Origin of the sequence: Flavobacterium humi, assembly GCF_004745595.1 — a bacterium.
GTDB lineage: Bacteria > Bacteroidota > Bacteroidia > Flavobacteriales > Flavobacteriaceae > Flavobacterium > Flavobacterium humi.
Genome location: NZ_SRLH01000009.1, coordinates 74,009 through 94,296 on the forward strand (window position 1 = coordinate 74,009; position 20,288 = coordinate 94,296).

The 20,288-nt window shown below is 42.8% G+C and carries 23 protein-coding genes; 15 read left to right on the forward strand and 8 right to left on the reverse strand.

All coding sequences use genetic code 11. The features are described from left to right. Positions 1 to 53: 53 nt before the first annotated feature. The gene (locus tag E4635_RS14755) at positions 54 to 818 is read left to right on the forward strand and encodes a dienelactone hydrolase family protein (protein ID WP_135527472.1); all 765 of its coding nucleotides are present in this window, start codon (positions 54 to 56) and stop codon (positions 816 to 818) included. Here E4635_RS14755 and E4635_RS14760 read toward each other — a convergent pair whose 3' ends face one another. From E4635_RS14760 to E4635_RS14775, 4 genes are all read right to left on the reverse strand, one after another. Further along, entirely contained in the window at positions 819 to 1,787 is a 969-nt protein-coding gene (locus E4635_RS14760) for an acyltransferase family protein (protein ID WP_135527473.1), read from the reverse strand. 36 nt (positions 1,788 to 1,823) lie between these two features. Beyond that, positions 1,824 to 2,276, reverse strand: a complete 453-nt coding sequence (locus tag E4635_RS14765) for a tRNA (cytidine(34)-2'-O)-methyltransferase (protein WP_135527474.1) — start codon at positions 2,274 to 2,276, stop codon at positions 1,824 to 1,826. A gap of 17 nt (positions 2,277 to 2,293) precedes the next feature. Next, positions 2,294 to 2,872, reverse strand: coding sequence for a pseudouridine synthase (locus E4635_RS14770; RefSeq protein ID WP_135527475.1), 579 nt, complete (start codon positions 2,870 to 2,872; stop codon positions 2,294 to 2,296). An 807-nt stretch (positions 2,873 to 3,679) separates the two neighbouring features. Then, the gene (locus tag E4635_RS14775; protein WP_135527476.1) at positions 3,680 to 4,657 is read right to left on the reverse strand and encodes a GlxA family transcriptional regulator; all 978 of its coding nucleotides are present in this window, start codon (positions 4,655 to 4,657) and stop codon (positions 3,680 to 3,682) included. 207 nt (positions 4,658 to 4,864) lie between these two features. Between E4635_RS14775 and E4635_RS14780 the strand changes: the two genes are divergently transcribed. The 6 genes from E4635_RS14780 (at position 4,865) to E4635_RS14805 (ending at position 8,539) form a co-directional block, all read left to right on the forward strand. Further along, positions 4,865 to 6,289, forward strand: coding sequence for a sensor histidine kinase (locus E4635_RS14780; protein ID WP_135527477.1), 1,425 nt, complete (start codon positions 4,865 to 4,867; stop codon positions 6,287 to 6,289). Beyond that, positions 6,279 to 6,674 (forward strand): response regulator, encoded by a 396-nt coding sequence (locus tag E4635_RS14785; RefSeq protein ID WP_135527478.1) that lies wholly within the window; start codon positions 6,279 to 6,281, stop codon positions 6,672 to 6,674. Before E4635_RS14780 ends, E4635_RS14785 begins: the two co-directional genes overlap by 11 nt. A 129-nt stretch (positions 6,675 to 6,803) precedes the next feature. After that, positions 6,804 to 7,229: an SRPBCC family protein gene (locus E4635_RS14790; RefSeq protein ID WP_135527479.1), complete on the forward strand. Its 426-nt coding sequence runs from the start codon at positions 6,804 to 6,806 to the stop codon at positions 7,227 to 7,229. 23 nt (positions 7,230 to 7,252) lie between these two features. Further along, on the forward strand, positions 7,253 to 7,660 hold the full coding sequence (locus E4635_RS14795; RefSeq protein ID WP_135527480.1) for a VOC family protein: 408 nt from the start codon (positions 7,253 to 7,255) through the stop codon (positions 7,658 to 7,660). An 11-nt stretch (positions 7,661 to 7,671) separates the two neighbouring features. After that, on the forward strand, positions 7,672 to 8,094 hold the full coding sequence (locus E4635_RS14800; RefSeq protein ID WP_135527481.1) for a VOC family protein: 423 nt from the start codon (positions 7,672 to 7,674) through the stop codon (positions 8,092 to 8,094). 25 nt (positions 8,095 to 8,119) lie between these two features. Next, positions 8,120 to 8,539, forward strand: coding sequence for a VOC family protein (locus tag E4635_RS14805; protein ID WP_135527482.1), 420 nt, complete (start codon positions 8,120 to 8,122; stop codon positions 8,537 to 8,539). Between the two features lie 38 nt (positions 8,540 to 8,577). Here the strand turns inward: E4635_RS14805 and E4635_RS14810 are convergent, their stop codons facing one another. The 4 genes from E4635_RS14810 to E4635_RS14825 are packed head-to-tail and all read right to left on the reverse strand — an operon-like array spanning position 8,578 to position 11,684. Next, entirely contained in the window at positions 8,578 to 9,333 is a 756-nt protein-coding gene (locus E4635_RS14810) for a hypothetical protein (protein WP_135527483.1), read from the reverse strand. Between the two features lie 15 nt (positions 9,334 to 9,348). Beyond that, positions 9,349 to 10,107 (reverse strand): META domain-containing protein, encoded by a 759-nt coding sequence (locus E4635_RS14815; protein ID WP_169630280.1) that lies wholly within the window; start codon positions 10,105 to 10,107, stop codon positions 9,349 to 9,351. Between the two features lie 55 nt (positions 10,108 to 10,162). Continuing rightward, positions 10,163 to 11,251, reverse strand: coding sequence for a lipase family protein (locus E4635_RS14820; protein WP_135527485.1), 1,089 nt, complete (start codon positions 11,249 to 11,251; stop codon positions 10,163 to 10,165). Positions 11,252 to 11,258: 7 nt separating this feature from the next. Further along, complete coding sequence (locus tag E4635_RS14825; protein WP_135527486.1) at positions 11,259 to 11,684, reverse strand: META domain-containing protein; 426 nt, start codon at positions 11,682 to 11,684, stop codon at positions 11,259 to 11,261. Between the two features lie 163 nt (positions 11,685 to 11,847). Between E4635_RS14825 and E4635_RS14830 the strand changes: the two genes are divergently transcribed. The 8 genes from E4635_RS14830 (at position 11,848) to E4635_RS14860 (ending at position 19,848) form a co-directional block, all read left to right on the forward strand. Next, positions 11,848 to 12,627, forward strand: a complete 780-nt coding sequence (locus E4635_RS14830) for a hypothetical protein (protein ID WP_135527487.1) — start codon at positions 11,848 to 11,850, stop codon at positions 12,625 to 12,627. 103 nt (positions 12,628 to 12,730) lie between these two features. Continuing rightward, positions 12,731 to 14,107 (forward strand): glycine-rich domain-containing protein, encoded by a 1,377-nt coding sequence (locus tag E4635_RS15775; protein ID WP_169630281.1) that lies wholly within the window; start codon positions 12,731 to 12,733, stop codon positions 14,105 to 14,107. A gap of 73 nt (positions 14,108 to 14,180) precedes the next feature. Then, a complete protein-coding gene (locus E4635_RS14835; RefSeq protein ID WP_169630282.1) occupies positions 14,181 to 15,395 on the forward strand; it encodes a low temperature requirement protein A in 1,215 nt (404 codons plus the stop codon). A gap of 28 nt (positions 15,396 to 15,423) precedes the next feature. Further along, on the forward strand, positions 15,424 to 15,852 hold the full coding sequence (locus E4635_RS14840; protein ID WP_135527489.1) for an SRPBCC family protein: 429 nt from the start codon (positions 15,424 to 15,426) through the stop codon (positions 15,850 to 15,852). Positions 15,853 to 15,908: 56 nt separating this feature from the next. Continuing rightward, the gene (locus tag E4635_RS14845; RefSeq protein ID WP_135527490.1) at positions 15,909 to 16,532 is read left to right on the forward strand and encodes a GyrI-like domain-containing protein; all 624 of its coding nucleotides are present in this window, start codon (positions 15,909 to 15,911) and stop codon (positions 16,530 to 16,532) included. A gap of 99 nt (positions 16,533 to 16,631) precedes the next feature. Beyond that, positions 16,632 to 17,510, forward strand: coding sequence for a LytR/AlgR family response regulator transcription factor (locus E4635_RS14850; RefSeq protein ID WP_135527491.1), 879 nt, complete (start codon positions 16,632 to 16,634; stop codon positions 17,508 to 17,510). Positions 17,511 to 17,649: 139 nt separating this feature from the next. Beyond that, a complete protein-coding gene (locus E4635_RS14855) occupies positions 17,650 to 18,762 on the forward strand; it encodes an acyltransferase family protein (RefSeq protein WP_135527492.1) in 1,113 nt (370 codons plus the stop codon). Between the two features lie 351 nt (positions 18,763 to 19,113). After that, positions 19,114 to 19,848: a hypothetical protein gene (locus E4635_RS14860; protein ID WP_135527493.1), complete on the forward strand. Its 735-nt coding sequence runs from the start codon at positions 19,114 to 19,116 to the stop codon at positions 19,846 to 19,848. Positions 19,849 to 20,288: the final 440 nt, after the last annotated feature.

Sequence of the window (20,288 nt, forward strand, 5' to 3'; positions counted from 1 at the left end):
TTTACATTTTTGTGGGATTAAAGCTTTATTTTTATACTTCAAAATCCTTTTTTATGAAACTACTCATCACCACAATACTACTGGCAGCGGGGCTTACCGCCCAGTCACAGCTAAAACCTGTCCTTTATTCGGATGGCAATCAAAAACTGGAAGGCTTATTGGCCACTCCCGCAAAGGCCAATGCTCAAAAAGCCGGTGTCCTGGTCCTGCCGGCCTGGATGGGAATTGAAAACAATGCCAGGGAAAATGCTGCCAATCTTGCCAAACTGGGTTACATTGCCTTTGTGGCCGATATTTACGGAGTGGATAAAAGGCCTGCCAATACTAAAGAAGCAGGGCAAATAGCCGGTTATTTCAAAACCAATTACGCCGAATATCAAAAAAGGATACAACTGGCGTTGGACCAATTGATCAAAGCTGGTGCCAATCCTGATAAAATTGCCATTATCGGTTATTGTTTCGGAGGTAGCGGAGCCATTGAAGCCGCCCGTGCCAACTTTAAGGTAAACGGGGTCGTATCCTTCCATGGTGGTTTGGGCCGCGATGCTTCCCGTGCCATTGAACCGATAAAACCAAAAGTACTGGTCCTTCACGGAGCTGATGATTTTTATATTTCAGAAGCAGAAATCAAGGCTTTCCAGGACGAAATGCGGACAGCAAAAGCAGATTGGCAAATGAATTATTATGCAGATGCTGTCCATGCTTTTACCCATAAAGATGCCGGAAACGATAAAAGCAAAGGAGCGGCCTATAACGAAAAAGCGGCCAAACGTTCCTGGCAGGCCATGCTGGATTTTTTTAACGAGATTTTCGGGTAATTACAAAAACCAGGGGAATTTGCGGTTTATTTTTTCAATAAGCCACCAGGAAACTAGTGCCAGGAGGCTAATCAGGACATATTTGAGCACTATATATTCAAATGTTTTTTGAGGCAGGAATTCGTACACGAGCCTGATGCAATACGGATGGCAAAGATAAACACCAAGAGACAGAGTAGTATTGAATTGCAGGGTTGTCATGGCTTTCGATTCATTGACGATGCTGAATAAAACCATGCAAAAAGGGATCAGCAGCAGTAAAAAATCCAATGCTTTCACGTGGATCGAATAATAAAAATACGTTTCCGCGAGCAATCCGATACAAAGCGGGAAAAACAGCCCATTCAACCTGGCGGCGGTAGTTTTCCATTGTTCGTATAAAACCCCGATCAGCATGCACGGGAAAGCAAAAAACAGGAAGTTCCGGGTGGTTCCCATATACTGATAGATATCAGTCCATATCTTGTACGGTTTCAATACTTCCGACTGGACCAGGATTTGGAAGCCATAACCGAAAAACAACAATCCTACAATCAGCAGCCCTTTCGTCCTTAGACTCCAATTCCGGGTAACATACAACAGCCCCACCGCTAAAACGGTAGCGAAAAGATACCACAAATGCCAGTATCCGAAAACAAGTTTCAAGACAGCGTCAGATAACGGAAACCTTCCCAAACGGTAAAAACGGATCAAGTCCGGCAGGTACAATAGCTGCCACACCAGATAAAGGAACAGAATCCGTTTGGCATATTTGGCCAGGTATATGGTATCATCGAGCTTATTCCGCAGGAAATACCCCGAAATGATAAAGAATGTGGGCACCGCAATACGGGTAATGCCGTTGGCGATTTCGTAGGAAAGGATACCGCGGATGCCTTCTAATTTAACAACGGGAAAGATATGCAATGCAATAACCAGAAAGGCCATCAGGATTTTCAAAACATCGATATTGCTGTTTCTGGCTGACATATAGTTGTAAAAGGTAAGGCAAGATAAGCAAAAGATTTATTTCAGCCCAATTTGCCTTCTTGCTTCCCCAACCACAAAAGCGACCGAGTTGGCGATATTGTAACTTCTGATCAGCGGGGACATGGGAATGGTCAGGTGGTTTTCGAACAAAGCCAATACCTCAGCTCCCAAACCTACACTTTCTTTTCCGAAAACCAGCCAGTCACCCTCTTCAAACTGCACATCATAATACGATTTGACAGCGTGGGAACTCATCAGGAAAACTCTTGATTTATCTGGGATTTGTTCCATCCATTGGGTTACATTCTGGTATTGATGCCAATCCAGGTGTACCCAATAATCCAATCCGGACCTCTTGAGGTTTTTGTCGTTGATTTCAAATCCAAACGGATGGATCAGATGGAGCCTGTTTCCGGTTCCTACGCACAAACGGCCGATATTTCCGGTATTATTAGGAATTTCCGGTTCTACTAAAACGATATTAAGCATATGATAATGTGGTAATGTTATTCGGGTATTTCAAAATGAGGCACTTCCAAAACTTCTCCGGCCTTCAAGTGGTGCAATGCTATGCTCCCTATACGGATCCTCACCAGCCGCAAAGTGGGAAATCCTACGGCAGCAGTCATCTTCCTGACCTGGCGGAATTTGCCTTCGGTTAGGGTAACGGACACCCAGCTCGTAGGCCCGTGGCGCTCGTCCCGGATCTTTCTTCCTTCCCCGATACTTGCCGGCAATTGGGTTATGATTTCAGATTCGCAGGGCTTGGTGGTGTAGCGGATGCCTTTGAAACCGATTTCGACTCCTTTTTTCAGGGTTTCAACAGCTTGTGGGGTGATGATCCCATCTACTTGGGCCAGGTATTCTTTTTCGATGGTTTTACTGCGGATGATCTCGCTCATCATGCCATCGGTGGTAAGGAGCAGCAATCCTTCCGAATCCTCATCGAGCCGCCCTATGGCCATGGTTCCTTCGGGAAAATCATACAGCTCTCCCAATTTCTTTTTAGGGCGCTTCTTTTCATAAACGAACTGGCTTAAATAGCCGTGAGGCTTGTGGAGGATAAAATGATGATGGGGTTTCATGGGGTAAAAATACGAATTCTTTCTTGTACTTTTTTCTTGCTTTTCTTTTTAAGGGCGAAGTGGGTGGCTTGGAAAGACTGTGCTTACAATCCTTGTCATTCCGACGTTAGGAGGAACCTCCGCAAGTATTTCTTTCTTGTACTTTTTTCTTACTTTTCTTTTGTCTTGACACAAACCGAAGCATGAGGTTCAGTGAACACCGATGAAAATAAATGTACGGTGAACTAAAAGAAACAAAAGGTCAAGCTTGATTTTCTTTTGTCTTGACACAAAAGAAACAAAAAGTCAAGCCTGCACATCATAATCCTGAAAACTACCGCGTCATTGCGCTCCACGTCCCGAACCGCTCGTCGTTCCTCCTCGACTATGCGGAACGCTGCCGCTTCATGACTTGTTGTTTTCTACGAATTATGCTGTGAGGGCGAAGTGGAGGGCGTGGTAAGATAGATATGGATAGATCACGAAATATTCGACTACATCAACCAAATAAAGAATTACATCAGCGAAGTAAGCATTTACATCAGTGAAATGAGCAATTACATCACGAAATATTCGATTACATCAACGAAATAAAGAATTACATCAGTGAAATGAGCAATTACATCAGTGAAATGAACAATTACATCACGAAAAATGCTCTTACATCAATGTAATAAGTAATGTGAGAGGTAACGTAAATTATTTATAATCTTGTCATTCCGACGAAGGAGGAATCTCAACTTACAAAGGTTCCTCCTTCGTCGGAATGACAAAGAGGACGTGGTAAGATTGGTTTTTAATTAGCGAATTAACTAATAATCAAATTCGCTAATCACACACCATCTTATTGTATTTATTGCGGTATTCGATTGGGGTCAGGCCGGTGATTTTTTTGAATGTGGTCCGGAAGGCTTTGGTATCGGTATATCCGACATCAAACATGACTTCGTTGATGTTCTTGCGGCTGGTTTCAAAACTGCGCTTGGCTGCTTCGACCTTGACCCGCTGGATGTATTCCAGGATGGAATTGTTGGTGGCCAGCTTGAACCTTCTCTCGAAACTACGGCGGCCTACGGCAGCTATTTCGGCTAATTCTTCGACGGTCATTTTCTCTTCTATGTTATTCTCAATATGCTCCTGGATTTTTTTGACGGCCTCATCCTGGTGCTCTTTTTGGCCTTTGAACATGGCAAAAGCGGACTGGCTGTTGCGGTCAATATCGATGGCAAAATATTTGGAGGCCAGGATTGCTGTTTCCCGGTCTGTGTATTTTTCGACAAGATGCAAGAGCAGGTTCCAATAGGAATTGGCACCACCGCTGGAATAAATACGGCTTTCTTCAGTAACGATGCTGCCATCCTGAACGATTACCTCGGGGAACATTTCCCGAAACTCGTTGGTAAAGCCCCAGTGTGTAGAGCATTTTTTGCCGTTGAGCAAACCGGTGGATGCCAGCAAAAAAGCCCCGACGCAAAGCGAAGCTACTTCTGTCCCTTTCTGGTATTGGTTAACGATCCAAGGCACAAAACCCGTATTGGCATTTACGGCCTGGGCCATATCCCCGAACAAGGCCGGGATAAAAATCAGGTCTGTCGCATCGGCCTGGTCCAAAAGCAAATCCGGGCGGACGGAATATTTGCCATCATTGAGACGGACTTCGTCTTTTAGCCCGACCAACTGTACGTTAAACAAGGGTTTCCTTCCCGAGACCGCCAGGAACTGATTGACGGCTGTGAAGCAATATTGTGGGTCGGCGATGGCTTGCATGACCGCATTTTCAGGAACAAGGATGGCTACGTTTTTCATCGGTTTGAACAAAATATAAGTGTAAAGTTACACTAAAAGAGATGGGGGCCAAAGGATAAATGCACATTTTCGGCATGACCCGGAACCTTTATAGGGCTGTTTTACAACCGGGCAACAATAAAAAGTCTATAAAAAAATACTTACACTTTAGAAAAAATACGTAATTTACATCGTAATTAATTGTTTCCAGACTAATTAGCAGATCCGATGACTGATCAAAAGACTATCGACAAACTAAAACTGCCCAACGTTTTTATTCTTTTGCTAATAATAATACTTTCCTGTGCCCTTCTGATTTTCATCAATTATTTTACCATTAAAATACTTTCGGCCAGCAGGGCTTATGTAAATGGAGAATCTTTCTATTCGAAAGGACAGAAAGACGGTGCCCGGCATTTGATTACGTATCTCTACACGCAGGACGAAAAACAATGGGAATCCTTTAAGGAAGAACTGAAAGTGCCACAGGGAGACGGGGCGGCACGGATGGCACTGCTGAACAATGAGGATACAGCCGTTATAAAAAAAGGGTTCCGGGCCGGAAGGAATAACGAAAAAGACCTGGATGAGCTGATCTGGCTGTTCCAGAATTTCAAATCTGTTCCGTTTTTGGCCAAAGCCATCAATGAATGGAAAATGGGCGATGATTTGATTAACCAATTATCGGTAATAGGCAACCAGGTCCACCAGACTGTCAGTACTTCCAACCTGAAACTGGAAGACCGGCTGAAAATCCACCTTCAAATTAGCGACCTGAGCGAGCGGCTGACCATAAACGAACGGAATTTCCTCAATACCCTTGGTGACGGCACCCGGAAAATAAAAGATTACCTGATTTATACCAATATTTTTTTCATCCTGATTATCATTAGCAGCGTCGGGACGTATTATTCCATGATGGTATACCGGCTGGTGAATTCGAAGATTGAAGTGGAAGTCAAAAACGAGAACCTTATTATCGCCAACCGGGAACTTGACAAATTCGTGTACAGTGCCTCGCATGATTTACGTTCTCCTATCACTTCTTTGAAAGGGCTTATAGAAATTGCCCAAATGGAAGAAGACCTTAACGAAATCAAGGTTTACCTGGCCCTGATGTACCAAAGCCTTAGCAAACAGGACCAGTTTATCAGCGACATTATAGATTATTCCAAAAACAAGCGGAAAGAGGTCGTAATAGAACCTGTAAGCCTGAAAAACCTCATCGAAGAATCGATCGAACAACTCCAGCACATTAAAAACGCTAACAAAATCAATATAGACAAGGAGATCTTGACCGACGCCATTTACAGCGATAACCTGAGGTTGAAAATCACGATCAACAACTTATTGTCAAATGCCATCAAATATGCCGATGAAGGCAAACAGGAAATGTGCATCCGCATCAAGACGTACAGTTCCGGGGGAAACCATATCATAGAAATAGCGGACAACGGCATCGGGATCAAAGACGAATTCCAGAGCCATGTTTTTGAAATGTTTTTCGTGACCAACAACAACAAAGGTTCCGGATTGGGGCTTTATATTGTAAAAGAAGCTATTGAGAACATCAATGGGACGATCGAAGTACATTCGGAAAGCAACATAGGAAGCACATTTACAGTAACTATACCCAAACGATATGAGACCTGATTATACTTTTTTACTTATTGATGACAACGCTATTGATCAGCTTGTAACGAAACAATTACTAAAAAAGGTATTGGACATACCTGAGGTAAATATTGCCAATAACGGCCGGGAAGCGATTGAATGGCTTATCGATCATGGAAAAGACCCGGATCATTCCCTGATTATCCTCCTGGATATCCAAATGCCGGAAATGAATGGGCTGGAATTCCTTCAAAAATACGAATCGCTGTCGGAGGAATTAAAAAACGGCAACCAGATTTTCATGCTTACTTCTTCCATGGATGCGGATGACATCAGGCGCGTCAAAAGCAACAAATATGTTACCGGCTTCCTGAACAAACCTTTCCCGGTAAATGACTTTGGGAAAATGATCTATTCCGAATAATAAACGTTTTTTTTTACGATTGTCGCAAATCACCTCCTGTTTGTCGTTTTGATGCATCATCGGTTTTGAAGGACTGCTGTACTTTTACACTATCAATTAAAACGAATAATAACGTATAATCAAAACACAATGACAACAACAGAAAAAACACCTATTACCGTAGTGGCGACCATAAACGCTACCGTAGAAAAAGTCTGGACTTTTTGGACAAGCCCGCAGCACATTACACAATGGAACAATGCTTCCGATGACTGGCACACGCCAAAAGCCGAAAACGATTTGCGCAAAGGCGGTAATTTCAGTACCCGGATGGAAGCCAAAGACGGTAGTTTCGGTTTTGATTTTGAAGGCGTATACACAGACATAAAACTCAATGAGCTGATCGCCTATACTATGGGTGATGGCCGGAAAGTGCACATCCTGTTTGAATCCGATGGTAATCGCACCACTGTTACCGAAACTTTTGAAGCAGAAGACACCAACCCGGTAGAAATGCAGCGTGGCGGATGGCAGGCGATTCTTGACAACTTCAAAAAATATACAGAAAACAATTAAAAACAACCTTTAAATTATACCTTATGAAATCACAGATTTTTATCAACCTTCCGGTACAAGACCTTCCTAAAGCGATGGATTTTTATACCAAAATAGGATTCAAAAACAATCCTCAGTTTACAGATGAAACCGCTGCCTGCATGGTCATCAGCGATGAGATTTTCGTCATGCTGCTCACCTACCCGAAATTTAAGGAATTCATCAAAAAAGAAATCCCTGACGCTACCAAAACTACTGAAGTCATCAATTCATTAGCGGTAGAAAGCGTTGCCAAAGTAAACGAAATAGCCGATATAGCCATTAATGCCGGCGGTTCGGAACCAAGTGAACCCAAAGATTACGGTTTTATGCAACAGCGAAGTTTCTCGGACCTTGACGGGCACCATTGGGAAATCTTTTTTATGGATATGAGCAAATTTCCGCAACAATAATCCTGTAAGCCATGAAAAATCCAATATATCCATGTCTTTGGTTTGATGGACAGGCCAAGGAAGCCGCCAGCTTTTACTGTTCGGTTTTTACCGATTCGAAAATTACCGACGAAAACCCTATGGTAACCACTTTTGAAGTAAAAGGGCAAAAATTCATGTGCCTTAACGGCGGGCCGATGTTCCGGTTTAACGAAGCTGTTTCTTTTGTGATCGATTGCGAAACACAGGAAGAAATAGATTACTACTGGAACAAACTGACCGAGGGTGGCGAAGAAAGCCAATGCGGCTGGCTGAAGGACAAATTTGGCGTTTCCTGGCAGGTAGTCCCTGTTGTTTTAGCGCAGCTGCTGAGCAATCCCGAAAAATCGCAACGGGTTGTGCAAGCCTTTATGAAAATGAAGAAATTTGATATCGAAACCTTATTGAATGCCTAGATTTTTTTTACACAAAAAATAACCCATGTCCGTGATTAATGCTTATTTGACCTTCAACGGTGACTGCCGCAAAGCCATGCTTTTTTACCAGAAATGCCTGGGAGGCGAGCTTTTTTTCCAGACTGTAGGGAAATCACCGCTATCGGAAAAGATGCCCCAAGAGATGAAAGAAGCCATTTTGCATGCCACACTTACCAAAGACGGTTTTGTTATTATGGCAACTGATATGGTTAGTTCCGGCGGACTCATAAAAGGCAATGCCATTTCCCTGGTGCTCAATTGCCGCAGCGAGGGAGAAATAAGGGAACAATATGCCAAACTTTCCCAAAACGGCCAGCAAACCCATCCGTTGGAAAAAACATTCTGGGGTGCTTTGTTTGGCGGCCTTACGGATCAGTTTGGGAATCAGTGGCTGCTGCAATACCAATTGCAGGAAGCATCATAAAAAAAATCCGCTGTAAAAAGCGGATTTTTTTATGGTTGTCATTGCCCTCCATAAACAGGCTTGCCTTTGTATTGCAGCACATACCCTTTCCAGGCCATAAGTTTGTACTCTTCAAAAGCCCAATTGCCTTCGCTTGTTTTGGATAAAAAGACGCTTTTGTCCTGATCCGGTAAAAAAAGTTCCGCTGTTTCCGTATCCTTCGAAAATAATACATATGCCTGTGGCCCGGCCGAAGCCATGCCGTCTTTCAGCGGATGCAAAACCGTAGCGATTGTTTTTACCGGCAGGCATTTTTTTTCCAGTGCCGAATACACAAACCCAAACCCAACCGGGCAGTCAGGCGTTCCTTTGCAATCTGTTTTGGTTAATGGCATAGCTTTGCTGAATTGTAACGTTTTGGTTTCCTTGAACCGTGTGCCGTCCGGAGTCATTTCGCCATATCCTTCCAATAATTGATTTTCCCCGGCCAAAAAAGCAACCTGGCGTGTACTTTCGGTTCCTTCCGATTGAAAAGTATAGTCGGCTATCAGGGTATCTCCTTTTAAAAAACCCTTAAAAGTCCCGGTATTGCTGTCCTTTTCATACAAATCATACTTCAGGAAGCCTTTTATACCATTGAGGGTATCTGTAACCCGCAAGAGGATTGTTCCGTAATCTCCTTCAAAAGCAAAACAACCAATGCTTAAGGCTGTACTTGTTTTTTCCTGTCCGGGTTGAGTTGGAAGCGGTTCTTCTTTCTTTTTACAACTCAAAACCCCCAATAATACAAAAGCGAGCAGCAGTGTTTTTTTCATAATGATGCGTATTAATTAATCAATTTTTTTAAAAACGAGCAACAACCCGGAAGGATTCGAAAGCCACAACCGATTGTTCTTTATTTCATAACCCGTGGCACTTTGAAGCGCTTTTAGGAACTCCCCTTCCTTATTCTTAGGTCCGCAGGCCATACGGGTAGTGGTAACATTGGTAAACCTTAACGTGTTTTTTTCATAAAACAAACGGCCATTCATCTGATTGCAGCCGGCGAAACCTATGAAAGTATTGGTCTGCGAATTGATTTCGATGATAGGTAGTTCCTTGCCAAAATCAGCAAGTGTTACTTTTTGCCCGTTTAATTGCTCCAGCGCCCAGATATCATACAGGCGGTAATCGGTAAGATAAGCACCGCATCCTTTGAGGATTGTAGCGTCTTTGTCTGTTTTGCGTTTTATTTCAATTGTTACGGCATAAGGAGATGCGGCTCCGGACATGGAATTTACGCATTCGGCCTGCTCAATCTGTATTTGGATATCGATATTCTCGGTATGCGCCCGGTACATTTTCACATTGGCATCCATTGCTTTGACCGGCGCAACAGAAGGTGCAGTAACGCTTTCAAACCCGGAAAGCAGCGATTCGAACCGTATGGCATCTTCCGAAATGCTGATATTCCAAAAAGGTTCGTTTCCGTTTCCTTTAAAATAAGGCATCCGCTCTTCCTGGATAGTTTCCGGCGGAGGCGGTGCCTGAACAGTTTTGCAGGCTGTAACGGCAAAAAGCCATGCTGTGAGGAAAATTATTTTTTTCATAAGCGGTATTTTATCAATAGCATGTCTTGCAAAACACATACCAATTGAACGTTTTTTATGGAAATGATAATTTGGAAGCCAGGATTATATACGGTTTATGGACATGATGGAGGAAAACATTTTTATCATTGGAAGGGAATTGCTTTTGGTACGCTTCATCCACAGGCAAAACAATCATGGCGCCGGTACGTACGTAATTCGCGGTAGGTGCATAATCCGGGACTTTCAGGTCTTTGAGGTATTTGGCCACGAGCTTGGAAGTCATCTTCCCGAGGAACTTTTCATAATTGCGCTGTGCTTTTCGGGAAGGATTGTCCATCCGGCTGAAAGCATAACCCAACGCTACATTCCTGGGGAATTTTTCTTTCCGAATGGCTTTTTTAGCGTCTTTGAACGGATTGGTAACGTTAAAATCATTTAGCGTCTGAACCGAAAAAGGGGTTTCCGGCACCCAATCTAAAGGATTCACCACATTATACGCCCAACCGTTTTGTGTCAGGGCTTCATATTCATAGGCAAAATAAAGGTTCCCAGGTTTAGGGCCTGCGCTGCAATAGGTCTTGAACCGGATATCTTCGGGCAGAAGGTGCTGGCGTTGCAATTGATACAAATAAGCCGTGAGCAAATAAGCAATCCCGCCACCCTGGCTGTGCCCCATGATCAGAAAGTCTTTGGTATTGTTTTGATACAGTTGTTCTATTTTCGGGACAATTTCCCTGGCAAGGAAAGCCATACCAACCAGCCAGCCCACGTGTACGGCGGCTTCGGGGTTTTCTGCCAACTGGTAGTTAAAAGTAGTATTTTTATCCAACTGCAGCGTGCCTTTTGCAGGAACCATGGCTGCATAAAAATTTTCCAGCCAGCTCTCTGCGCTCCGGGTTGTTCCCCGAAGGCTTATGACCGCTGTACCTTTATCATCCGTCCATAAATCCCAGGAATTCTCAAGGCCGATATTCCCTGACTGATAGAGCATCCGGTGGGTTTTGGGTTTTTCAAAATCACTGGCATATGCACTATCCCTGACACTGCAAATCGAAATACGCATCATTTCGAGGTATTCTTCTTTGTCAAACCCTGGCCGCAACTGGGCATAACCCGCAAAGGAAAAGACCAGGAACAGTATCAGGAACAGTCTTCTTGCCATACTGCTGTTATTTTATTTTTTTGAAACGCATCATCGGTACGTCATCCATCATAAGGTTTAATTTATGATCGCTATCGATGGTGAACTTGTTTATTTTTTCCATCGTTTTCAGGAAAACCTGCTCGCCGCCACCTTCACAATAGCGCATCGTCATGGCGCCGGGCTGTGCAATTTCTATGGCATTCCCATTGATGGTAAATGTAGTGCCGTACCCGTTGCAGCCGGTCGTACCGTTAATTGTCTTTCCGTTTTCCACGAAAGTGATCTGTGGCTTATTGTCGGGGAACAAGCCTTCAAAAGCGATTCTTGGCCCTGAAATATATTCGAGTTCCCAGGTTGCATATAAATCTTTAGTGACAGCCGTTTTCGAAGCCGTACAGCCATTAATCATACTGAATATAAAAACAGATAACAGCAACAGATACTTTTTCATAGAAATTTAGGTTTTAGAATGAGACAAACGAACTTGAATCCCAAAGTTACTCAAAATATACATTAAAAACTTTCGCTGCATACTATTTTTCTGACATCTATTTAACATCTTCGCCATAAGGAGTTACAAAAAAACAGTGTAATTTTACGGCAAAACAAAAACAATGAGCCGAATACATCTTTTCGAATTTGAAGACATGAACTGGTTTCCTGCCTTTTTACGAAACTATATTACCGATTTCCTTCAATTCCTGTCCAACAAGACCAATATGTTCCAAAAAGGCATCCCTATTATTGAAAAAGGCCTTGACAAAACCGGCACCAGCCTTATTGTAGACCTGGCTTCGGGCGGCGGCGGCGGCATGCTCCGGATTAATGAGGAACTCAGTAAAACCAACAGGATTTTCAAAATACTGCTTACCGATTATTATCCGAACCTGGCGGCTTTTGAGTATACCAAAAAAAAGTCTTCCAATTTCTATTCTATCGATACGCCGGTCGATGCCAGGAATGTCCCGGAAAACCTAAAAGGATTACGGACGCAATTTTTATCTTTCCACCATTTTAACCCAACCGATGCACAGCAAATCTTGCAGAATGCGGTAAACGCCAAAAGCGGGATCGCTATTTTTGAAGCACAGGAAAGAAGTGCCGCCAGTATCGTGTCAATGCTTTTTTCTCCCATAACTGTTTTTATTATGACACCGTTTATCAGGCCGTTCCGTTTGGGGAGGATCGTTTTCACCTACCTCATCCCTATTGTACCGCTCGTGGTGTTATGGGATGGATTGGTTTCTTCATTACGCACTTATTCTGTTGCGGAAATGAAAGCCTTGGTAGCCAAACTGGACAATGCAGATGGCTTTGAATGGGAAATCGAAAGGGTAAAATCCGGGCCGGCATACATTTTATACCTTTTGGGTTATCCGAAGCCTGTCAATTAAATATCTTTTTCCCGGAACTTATTTCTTTCAAAACAACGCTTGATTTTATTTTTTTTGCCCTAAATTCACATCGTAAAAAACGGCACAACGGCAAACAAAACCTATGGATCAAACCCTTTGGATAAAAATACAGGAATTCGATTTTGACCATCCTATAAGCGAATATGGATTTACAACACGGCTTGCAAAAGAAAATTATTGGACAGATGATTTTACCCTGAAAGCCATCCTCGAATACAAGAAATTCATGTACTTGGCAGGGACATCGGATTTTATGGTATCTCCTTCGGAAATCATTGACATTGTATGGCATCAGCATTTGATCTTTACGCAATCTTATGCTGATTTTTGCAAGTTGATTGGCAAAAACATCCAACATATCCCATCCACACACAACAAGGAAGATTTTGAAAAATTCAAGCAGGCAAAAGAACGTACCAAATCCCTTTACATTGTGGCCTTTGGACAGCAACCGATAGCTTTTTGGGAATATTCGGGCATGTATGAATCATTGCATCTGGAAAAATCAAAATTTAAAATCCGATCCTTTATCCTTTTTGGTGTTTTGGTTTTTTCCATCCTGACCTGGCCTTTTTATTTGCTGCTCAAACCTGTGTATATCCAAATTGGCAATCCAGATTTCATACGAAGTTATCTTTTTGGTGGCGCCTTACTACTTTTAGGATTGGAATGGTACAACCGATTTTACTTCAGGAGCATTATGGAAGGTTTTGAGCCTTTTAGTTTTATCCATCATTTGGAACCAATGGAACTGGTTTACCTGAAAACACAAAACCCTTCCGCTATCATCCACGGAAATGTAAACCAGCTTTTGGAGGAAAAGGCTATAATCCTAAACGATAAAAAAGCCCTGCAACCAAACCTGGCAAACAATAGTACAAGCAAGGAACGTTTTGCTATCATGGAAGTCCTGCAGGACATGGGCGGTTCTTTTTATCCTACCCTGCTAAAAAGAGTAATTTCCAAACCGGTTTTCAGTAATATCCCCAATGCTATGGATGCCTTCAAAAAATATTGGATAAAGTCGAGAGCCTTCGGAAAATTGTTTTACCTGAATTTTTCAGTTCTTTCACTATTGTTATTATTTGGCTTGACCCGGTTGGCAACGGGCATCATAAGAAGCAAACCGGTTACGGAATTGATTGTTTTGTTGGTCATGCTGTTTGTTTTTATACTTTTTTTCCTCTGGCGGCTATGCAAACAAATCTGTACCGATACCATTCCAAAGTTTTATAAGACTAAAATAGCCTCTGTTTCCAGCCCTGTGAAACCATTGGATTGGCAATGGAATTATTTCCTTATGGGAACCGCCATCTTCTCCGAATCTTTCATACCCTTGGTACGCTATACAGACGGGAATAGCAGTTCATCGGGCAGTTGCGGAACCTCTTGTGGATCCTCATGCAGTTCAGGTTGTGGAAGTTCTTGCAGCAGTTGCGGAGGCTGTGGAGGAGATTAAAAGCCAGCCAACAAGATCCTTAAAAACCAGTTTTTCTTTTTATCTTAGCCTAAACAATAAACAAATCGGCACGTTGGATAGTAAAAACCCGAATACTTGGTGGGGCCCACCCAAAAAGTTTTCTACCGAATACGAAGAAAGGAAAATAAGCTGGCTCGAGCTTTTTTATGACCTGGTGTATGTGATTGCCATTTCAAAGATAACGCACCTGCTTGCCTCCCATCTTACTCCTTCCGGATTGCTTGATTATATTTACTTTTTCTCCATGATTTTCTGGGGATGGGTCAATGGCAGCCTGCACCACGACTTGCATGGTTCTTCCGGTTTACGGACTATGCTCATGACGCTTTGGCAAATGATGATAGTCGCGGCCCTGATTGTCACGATAAGCAGCAACCCCGGGCATTTGCTCTTCAACGCTACCATAGCGGTCATGGCCTTGCAGCTGTACATCACCTATTTGTGGTGGAGCGTCGGGATTTATGACAAGGAGCACCGGAAATTAAACAAACCGTATACTTTTTTTTACCTGGCTTCGCTGGCGCTGATGTTCCTGACGCTTTTCCTGGAGCAGCCTTACATACGGATTGTTTTTTATATCACACTAATCCTCAACTTCATACCGCCATTCATTGTGTATAGGGTCCTTAGGAGGCGATCTGTGGATTTCAGCCTTTCCGGCAGTATGACCGAAAGATTGGGCTTGTTTACCATTATCATTTTCGGCGAAGTCGTTTTAGGGGTTATCAATGGTATCGGCGAACTCAATCAATTGGATTTCAATATCATCCTTCATTTTGCCCTTTCCATCCTGATTGTTTTCTCTTTATGGTGGATTTTCTTTACACTTATCTCTGACAAACCCTGCAAAAAAGGATTCCAAAACAGCAGCCTGATGCAGATTTTCTATATTCCTACTTTAATGGCTTTAGGTGGTATCGGAGTGGCATTTGGTGGTTTATTCAAAAGCGCTTTGCATGAAGGGGAAGAACCTGCGCACCTGATGAAAATCATCTTCAGCCTGGCCATCGGCATTTTCCTGCTGGGCATTAACATCCTGCTGCATTATTTGGAATATCCGCCGCATTACAAGGCCTTCAAAAAAAGGATCCGGCAAATCATTTTCATAACCATATTGCTCCTTTTTTCTGCTGTGGCAGCCACAAACCTCAGTCTTTTGGCTTTTTTGAGCACCATATGGATGCTGTTGATTTTCCTGATTATCGCCATTAATTACAGATGGTATACCATAGAAGGAAATCCGGGATCAAAACAACAGCAATCTTAATTTTACCATTCAACATAACAAAAAACATATGGCACGAAACATATCGACACTACACATCAAGGCATCTGCAGAAAACGTTTGGGAAGCTTTAACAAAACCCGAATGGGTCAGGCAATGGCAGTACGGCAGCGATTTGATTACAGATTGGAAAGCCGGCAGCGAGATCCGGTTCAGGAATCAGTGGGAAGACAAAATCTTCGAACAATGGGGCAGGATAATTGAGGTACAACCCTATTCCCTACTCCGGTACAGCCTGTTTTTCCCAAGGCCAGGCCTGGAAGACAAACCGGAGAATTATTTCACTATGAGTTATGTCCTCACGGAAGAAAACAAAGGAACCCTATTGGAAATCATTAAGGAAGACCATCGCCCTGAAGCTGTTCAGGAAGAACCGCAGGGTGAGGAAAATCCAGTCCTGAAAGGCTTGAAGGATCTGATCGAATCTCAATTATCTTAAAAACCAACTGACATAGGGTTGTCACTCCCGCTATTTTTCTTTGTAATCAAAAAAACATGGAAAAACTAGATTTGACAAAAGTGCACAAAACCTATTATAGCGCTAAAAGCAAACCCGAATTGATGTATAGTAAAGAAGCCCGGTTTTTATCGATAACAGGCAAAGGCGATCCTTCCCAACCTGAATATGCCGCTAAAATCCAGGCTTTGTATGCTGTTGCGTATGCCGTAAAGTTCCAAAACAAAGCTATAGGGCAGGATTTTGTAGTGCCCAAACTAGAAGGGTTATGGAGTTTTGACCTAAACAAGTATACTTCCTTCCCCATAGCAGAAATCCCTCTGCAGGTACCGCGGAGCGAATGGTCTTACCGGATGCTCATCATGATGCCGGATTATGTCACGGCACAACAGATTACCCAGGCCGTAGAAAGTGTCCTGGAGAAAAAACAGTTGCTACTGGCAAAGGAAACAGGACTTTTTACCATGGCCGAAGGAAAATCTGTCCAGGTACTGCATACGGGGCCTTTCGCCAACGAACCGGAAACATTGCAAAAAATCCTGGAATTCACAAAAGCCCATAACTTACAGCAAAACGGGCCGCACCACGAAATTTACCTTTCGGATTTTAGGAAAACGCCCCCGGAGAAACTCAGGACCATACTCCGGGAACCGGTCAAATAAGCCTTAACGTAAAACCAGTCAAACCTGATTCCTGCAAATCAGGTTTTCTTTTTATATTAGCAGCTTCAAAACATACTTGTAGTACCGAGTCAAATCAATATGAAGAACAAATCCCCTTTCCCGGCTTTTTTGGAACAGCCTTATCCTTATTATTATGAAGGGAAAAAACTAGTTCAGATCATGGGGATGATTTTTTCCATTGCATTGCTTTTCAACTACTTGCTACAGCCTTTTGATGTCAATGTATCGGAACAGAAAATGGATTATTTCTGGGTATGCTTCATACACTCGGTGAATCCGTTGCTGGTATTGCTGTGCCTTTCTTTCTTGTATAATTTATTCCCGAAAATAACAGACCATTGGAAAATCCGAAAAGAAGTTGTTTTTATTCTGCTGCTGGTGGTTTTTACAGGGATTTCACAGTTCCTGATTCGGGAGATCATCTATAAAAACCCTTTAAACTGGTCTTGGCACTATTTTAGGGAAGAAGTCCTGAACGCCTTCATTGCCGGCCTTTTCCTGGGCCCCATAGTCATATTGATCAATGGAAACAGGCAGCAAGCCAAAAACCAGCTCAAGGCAAGCCATATTTCAGAGTTGCTGGCCGATACAAAAGAAACGCATCCCAATACTACCCTGTTGATTGAAACCGAAGTAAAGTCTGAAAAATTCACTTTCGACAGCAATACTTTTGTGTATGCCAAAGCAGAAGGCAACTATACCGATATTTACCTTAAAAAAGAGCAAGGCGTCCAAAAACTCACCAAACGGATCTCGCTTAAGAACCTCGAAGCCCAATTGCAGCAGTTCCCGTATATCATCAAAACACACCGGTCCATTTTAATCAATAAGGATTACATCGAAAATGTATCCGGAAATGCCCAGGGCTATAAAGTAACCTTACAGGATTGCCCCGATACAATCCCTGTTTCCCGGAATTACATTCAATCTTTCGATTCGGAAACAGCCTCGCGGTAAAAAAACGCTTTGTCATTCGTCCCAAAACCTTGTCGTTCCTACCAAAACCTTGTTATCCGTACCATAATCCCGCCATTCGAAACAAGTAGTTGCAGGCTTGCTTTTTTGCCCCCACATTTGCAAAAAAAATTTAGAAACTATGCGTAGATATGATTTAGACTGGCTTAGGGTAATCGTTTTCGGGTTACTTATTTTTTACCACGTGGGAATGTTTTTTGTGGCTCCGGACTGGGAGTGGCATATCAAGAATAACATTACATATGAATGGATCAAGTATCCGATGAAATTCTTAAACCAATGGCGTTTGCCTATCCTTTTTGTGATCTCGGGAATGGGGACTTCGTATGCGCTTGCCAAAAGAAGCGGGGCACAATTCGCGTTTGAGAGAACGAAACGGCTCCTTATCCCGCTTGTTTTTGGGATGCTGGTCATCGTACCGCCTCAAGTGTACATCGAAAAACTCTCCAAAGGGCTCATCAAAGGAAGCTATTTCGATTTCTGGCCTTCCCAGGCATTTATCGGCAAATACCCCCAAGGGAACCTCAGCTGGCACCACTTATGGTTCTTACCATACCTGCTCCTGTTTTCTTTGGTCCTAATCCCTGTTTTCCTTTACCTTCGGAAACATCCTAACCATTGGCTTTTGAAAGCCACTGCCAGAATGTGCCAAACCAGGCTGGGCCTTTATTGGTTTGTATTGCCGCTATACTTAATCGAGGCTTTTATCGAACCTTTTTTCGAAGTGACACATGCCCTTGTCGGGGACTGGTTTGCCATTATCAATTACATTACATTGTTTTTTATCGGGTTTTTGCTTATTTCGGTTAAAGATGTTTTCTGGAGCGCGGTAGAAAAAAACAGGAGCTTGTATTTAAAATCCGGAATCGTTGGGTTTACTCTTTTCCTACTCATTACCAGCTTATACGAAGACGGTTATGTAAGGCATTTTACCGAAGCCCTGATTACCGTTGCTACTTTCTGGTCCTGGATCCTGACGCTTTTCGGGTATGCTTCCAAACACCTCAACAAACCAAGCCGTACCCTGGCCTACTGCAACCGGGCTGTGTACCCTTTTTACATCCTGCACCAAACCGTTACGGTAGTACTGGCCTATTTTATAAAAAACATGCCTTGGTCGTTTTTCTGCAAATTCTCCTTGTTGTCTTTGGGCACATTCTTCATTTCCTGGTTTATATATGAATTCCTGATCAGGCGATGGAAGGCAGTACGGCCGTTTTTTGGGTTGCAGTAGGGGAAAGAGAAAAGAGTCAAGAAGAAAGAAATATGTTTGCAGAGGTTCCTCCTGCGTCGGAATGACAAACGTTGTAGTAAAAGATTGTGCATAAACTAAGGCTATCCGCAATCTTGTCATTCCGACGCAGGAGGAATCTTTATAATCTTTCAGAGCTATTTAATTTATTGTAGGAAAAATCTTTACTATATATTGGATTTTAATGGCACTTATTATGTACTTTAGCATAAGTATGGCATACTACATCCATACTAGATCCATACTACATCCTGCACTCTAAGCCGGAGTAAGGCAGAAGGAAGCAAGGAGCAAATAGGGATTTAAGAAGAATACGAACCAAAAGGACAAACTATGGCAAAACTGAAAGGGATGCTGCAATTTACGGGTAATCTCGATGGGATTTCCTTTTATGAAATGGACGGTAAAATCATTGTCCGTAAAACGAGTGGGTTTACCGGAAGTGCAATCAAAACGCAGGATAATTATGTACGGACAAGAGAAAATGCTACTGAATTTGGCCACTGCACTATTGTAGGAAAACAATTGCGCCAGGCACTTGCGCTTTATATAAAGAAATGCAAAACACCCGATGTGCACAGCCGGCTGGTTGGGGTATTATCAAAAATCATGAAATGCGACAAGGTTTCAGAGCGTGGCAAACGGACTGTGGCTTTAGGCCTTGGTACTCCCGAAGGGAAACAGCTATTGAACGGGTTTGAATGCAATCCGGGCGTACCACTGCATCATATGGTTGCTACGCCTTACCATGTCCTGATGGCGGAAGGCAAGATTGTTTTTGACCCTTTTGCTCCTGAAGCAGTAATTTTTCCTGTTGCTGCCACGCACCTCTGCTTACAGTTTTTGATATTGCGCTGTGATTTTGAAAACGGAATCTTTACGCTGGGCGAAGGGGAAAAAGTTGTTGTTTCAAAAGGAAACACTTTACCTGGTTTAGAGCTCGTAGCCTCTAATCCTGAAGGAAACGGGATGGTGATAGGATTGGTATTTGGTGAGTTCCGGCAACAGATAAATGGGGAAATTTATGCGTTGGAAGGGTGTGGGTTGAAAGTCGTTGGTGTGGGGTGATTATGCTGCGTGATCTTGTCATTCCGACGAAAGAGGAACCTTTATAATCAACCCTAATTATTCCAAAGAAAATAGCAACAAAGAGTATCGATATGTTTGTGGAGATTCCTCCTGCGTCGGAATGACAAGATTATGGATAACTTTAGTTTTTGCACAATCTTTTACCACAACGTTTGTCATTCCGACGAAAGAGGGCACGAGCATATCGAACTGACGAAGTAATCGCTTTAATTTTTCTACGTAATCCTAAATTATTCAGAAGAAAATAAAAGGAAGAAATGATTTGCGGAGGTTCCTCCTACGTCGGAATGACAAGATTATGGATAACTTTAGTTTTTGCACAATCTTTTACCACAACGTTTGTCATTCAGACCTAGGAGAAATTTCTAAACCCTAACCTTTTTATTTAGAAGCAAAGGCAAAAAAATTTGCGGAAATCC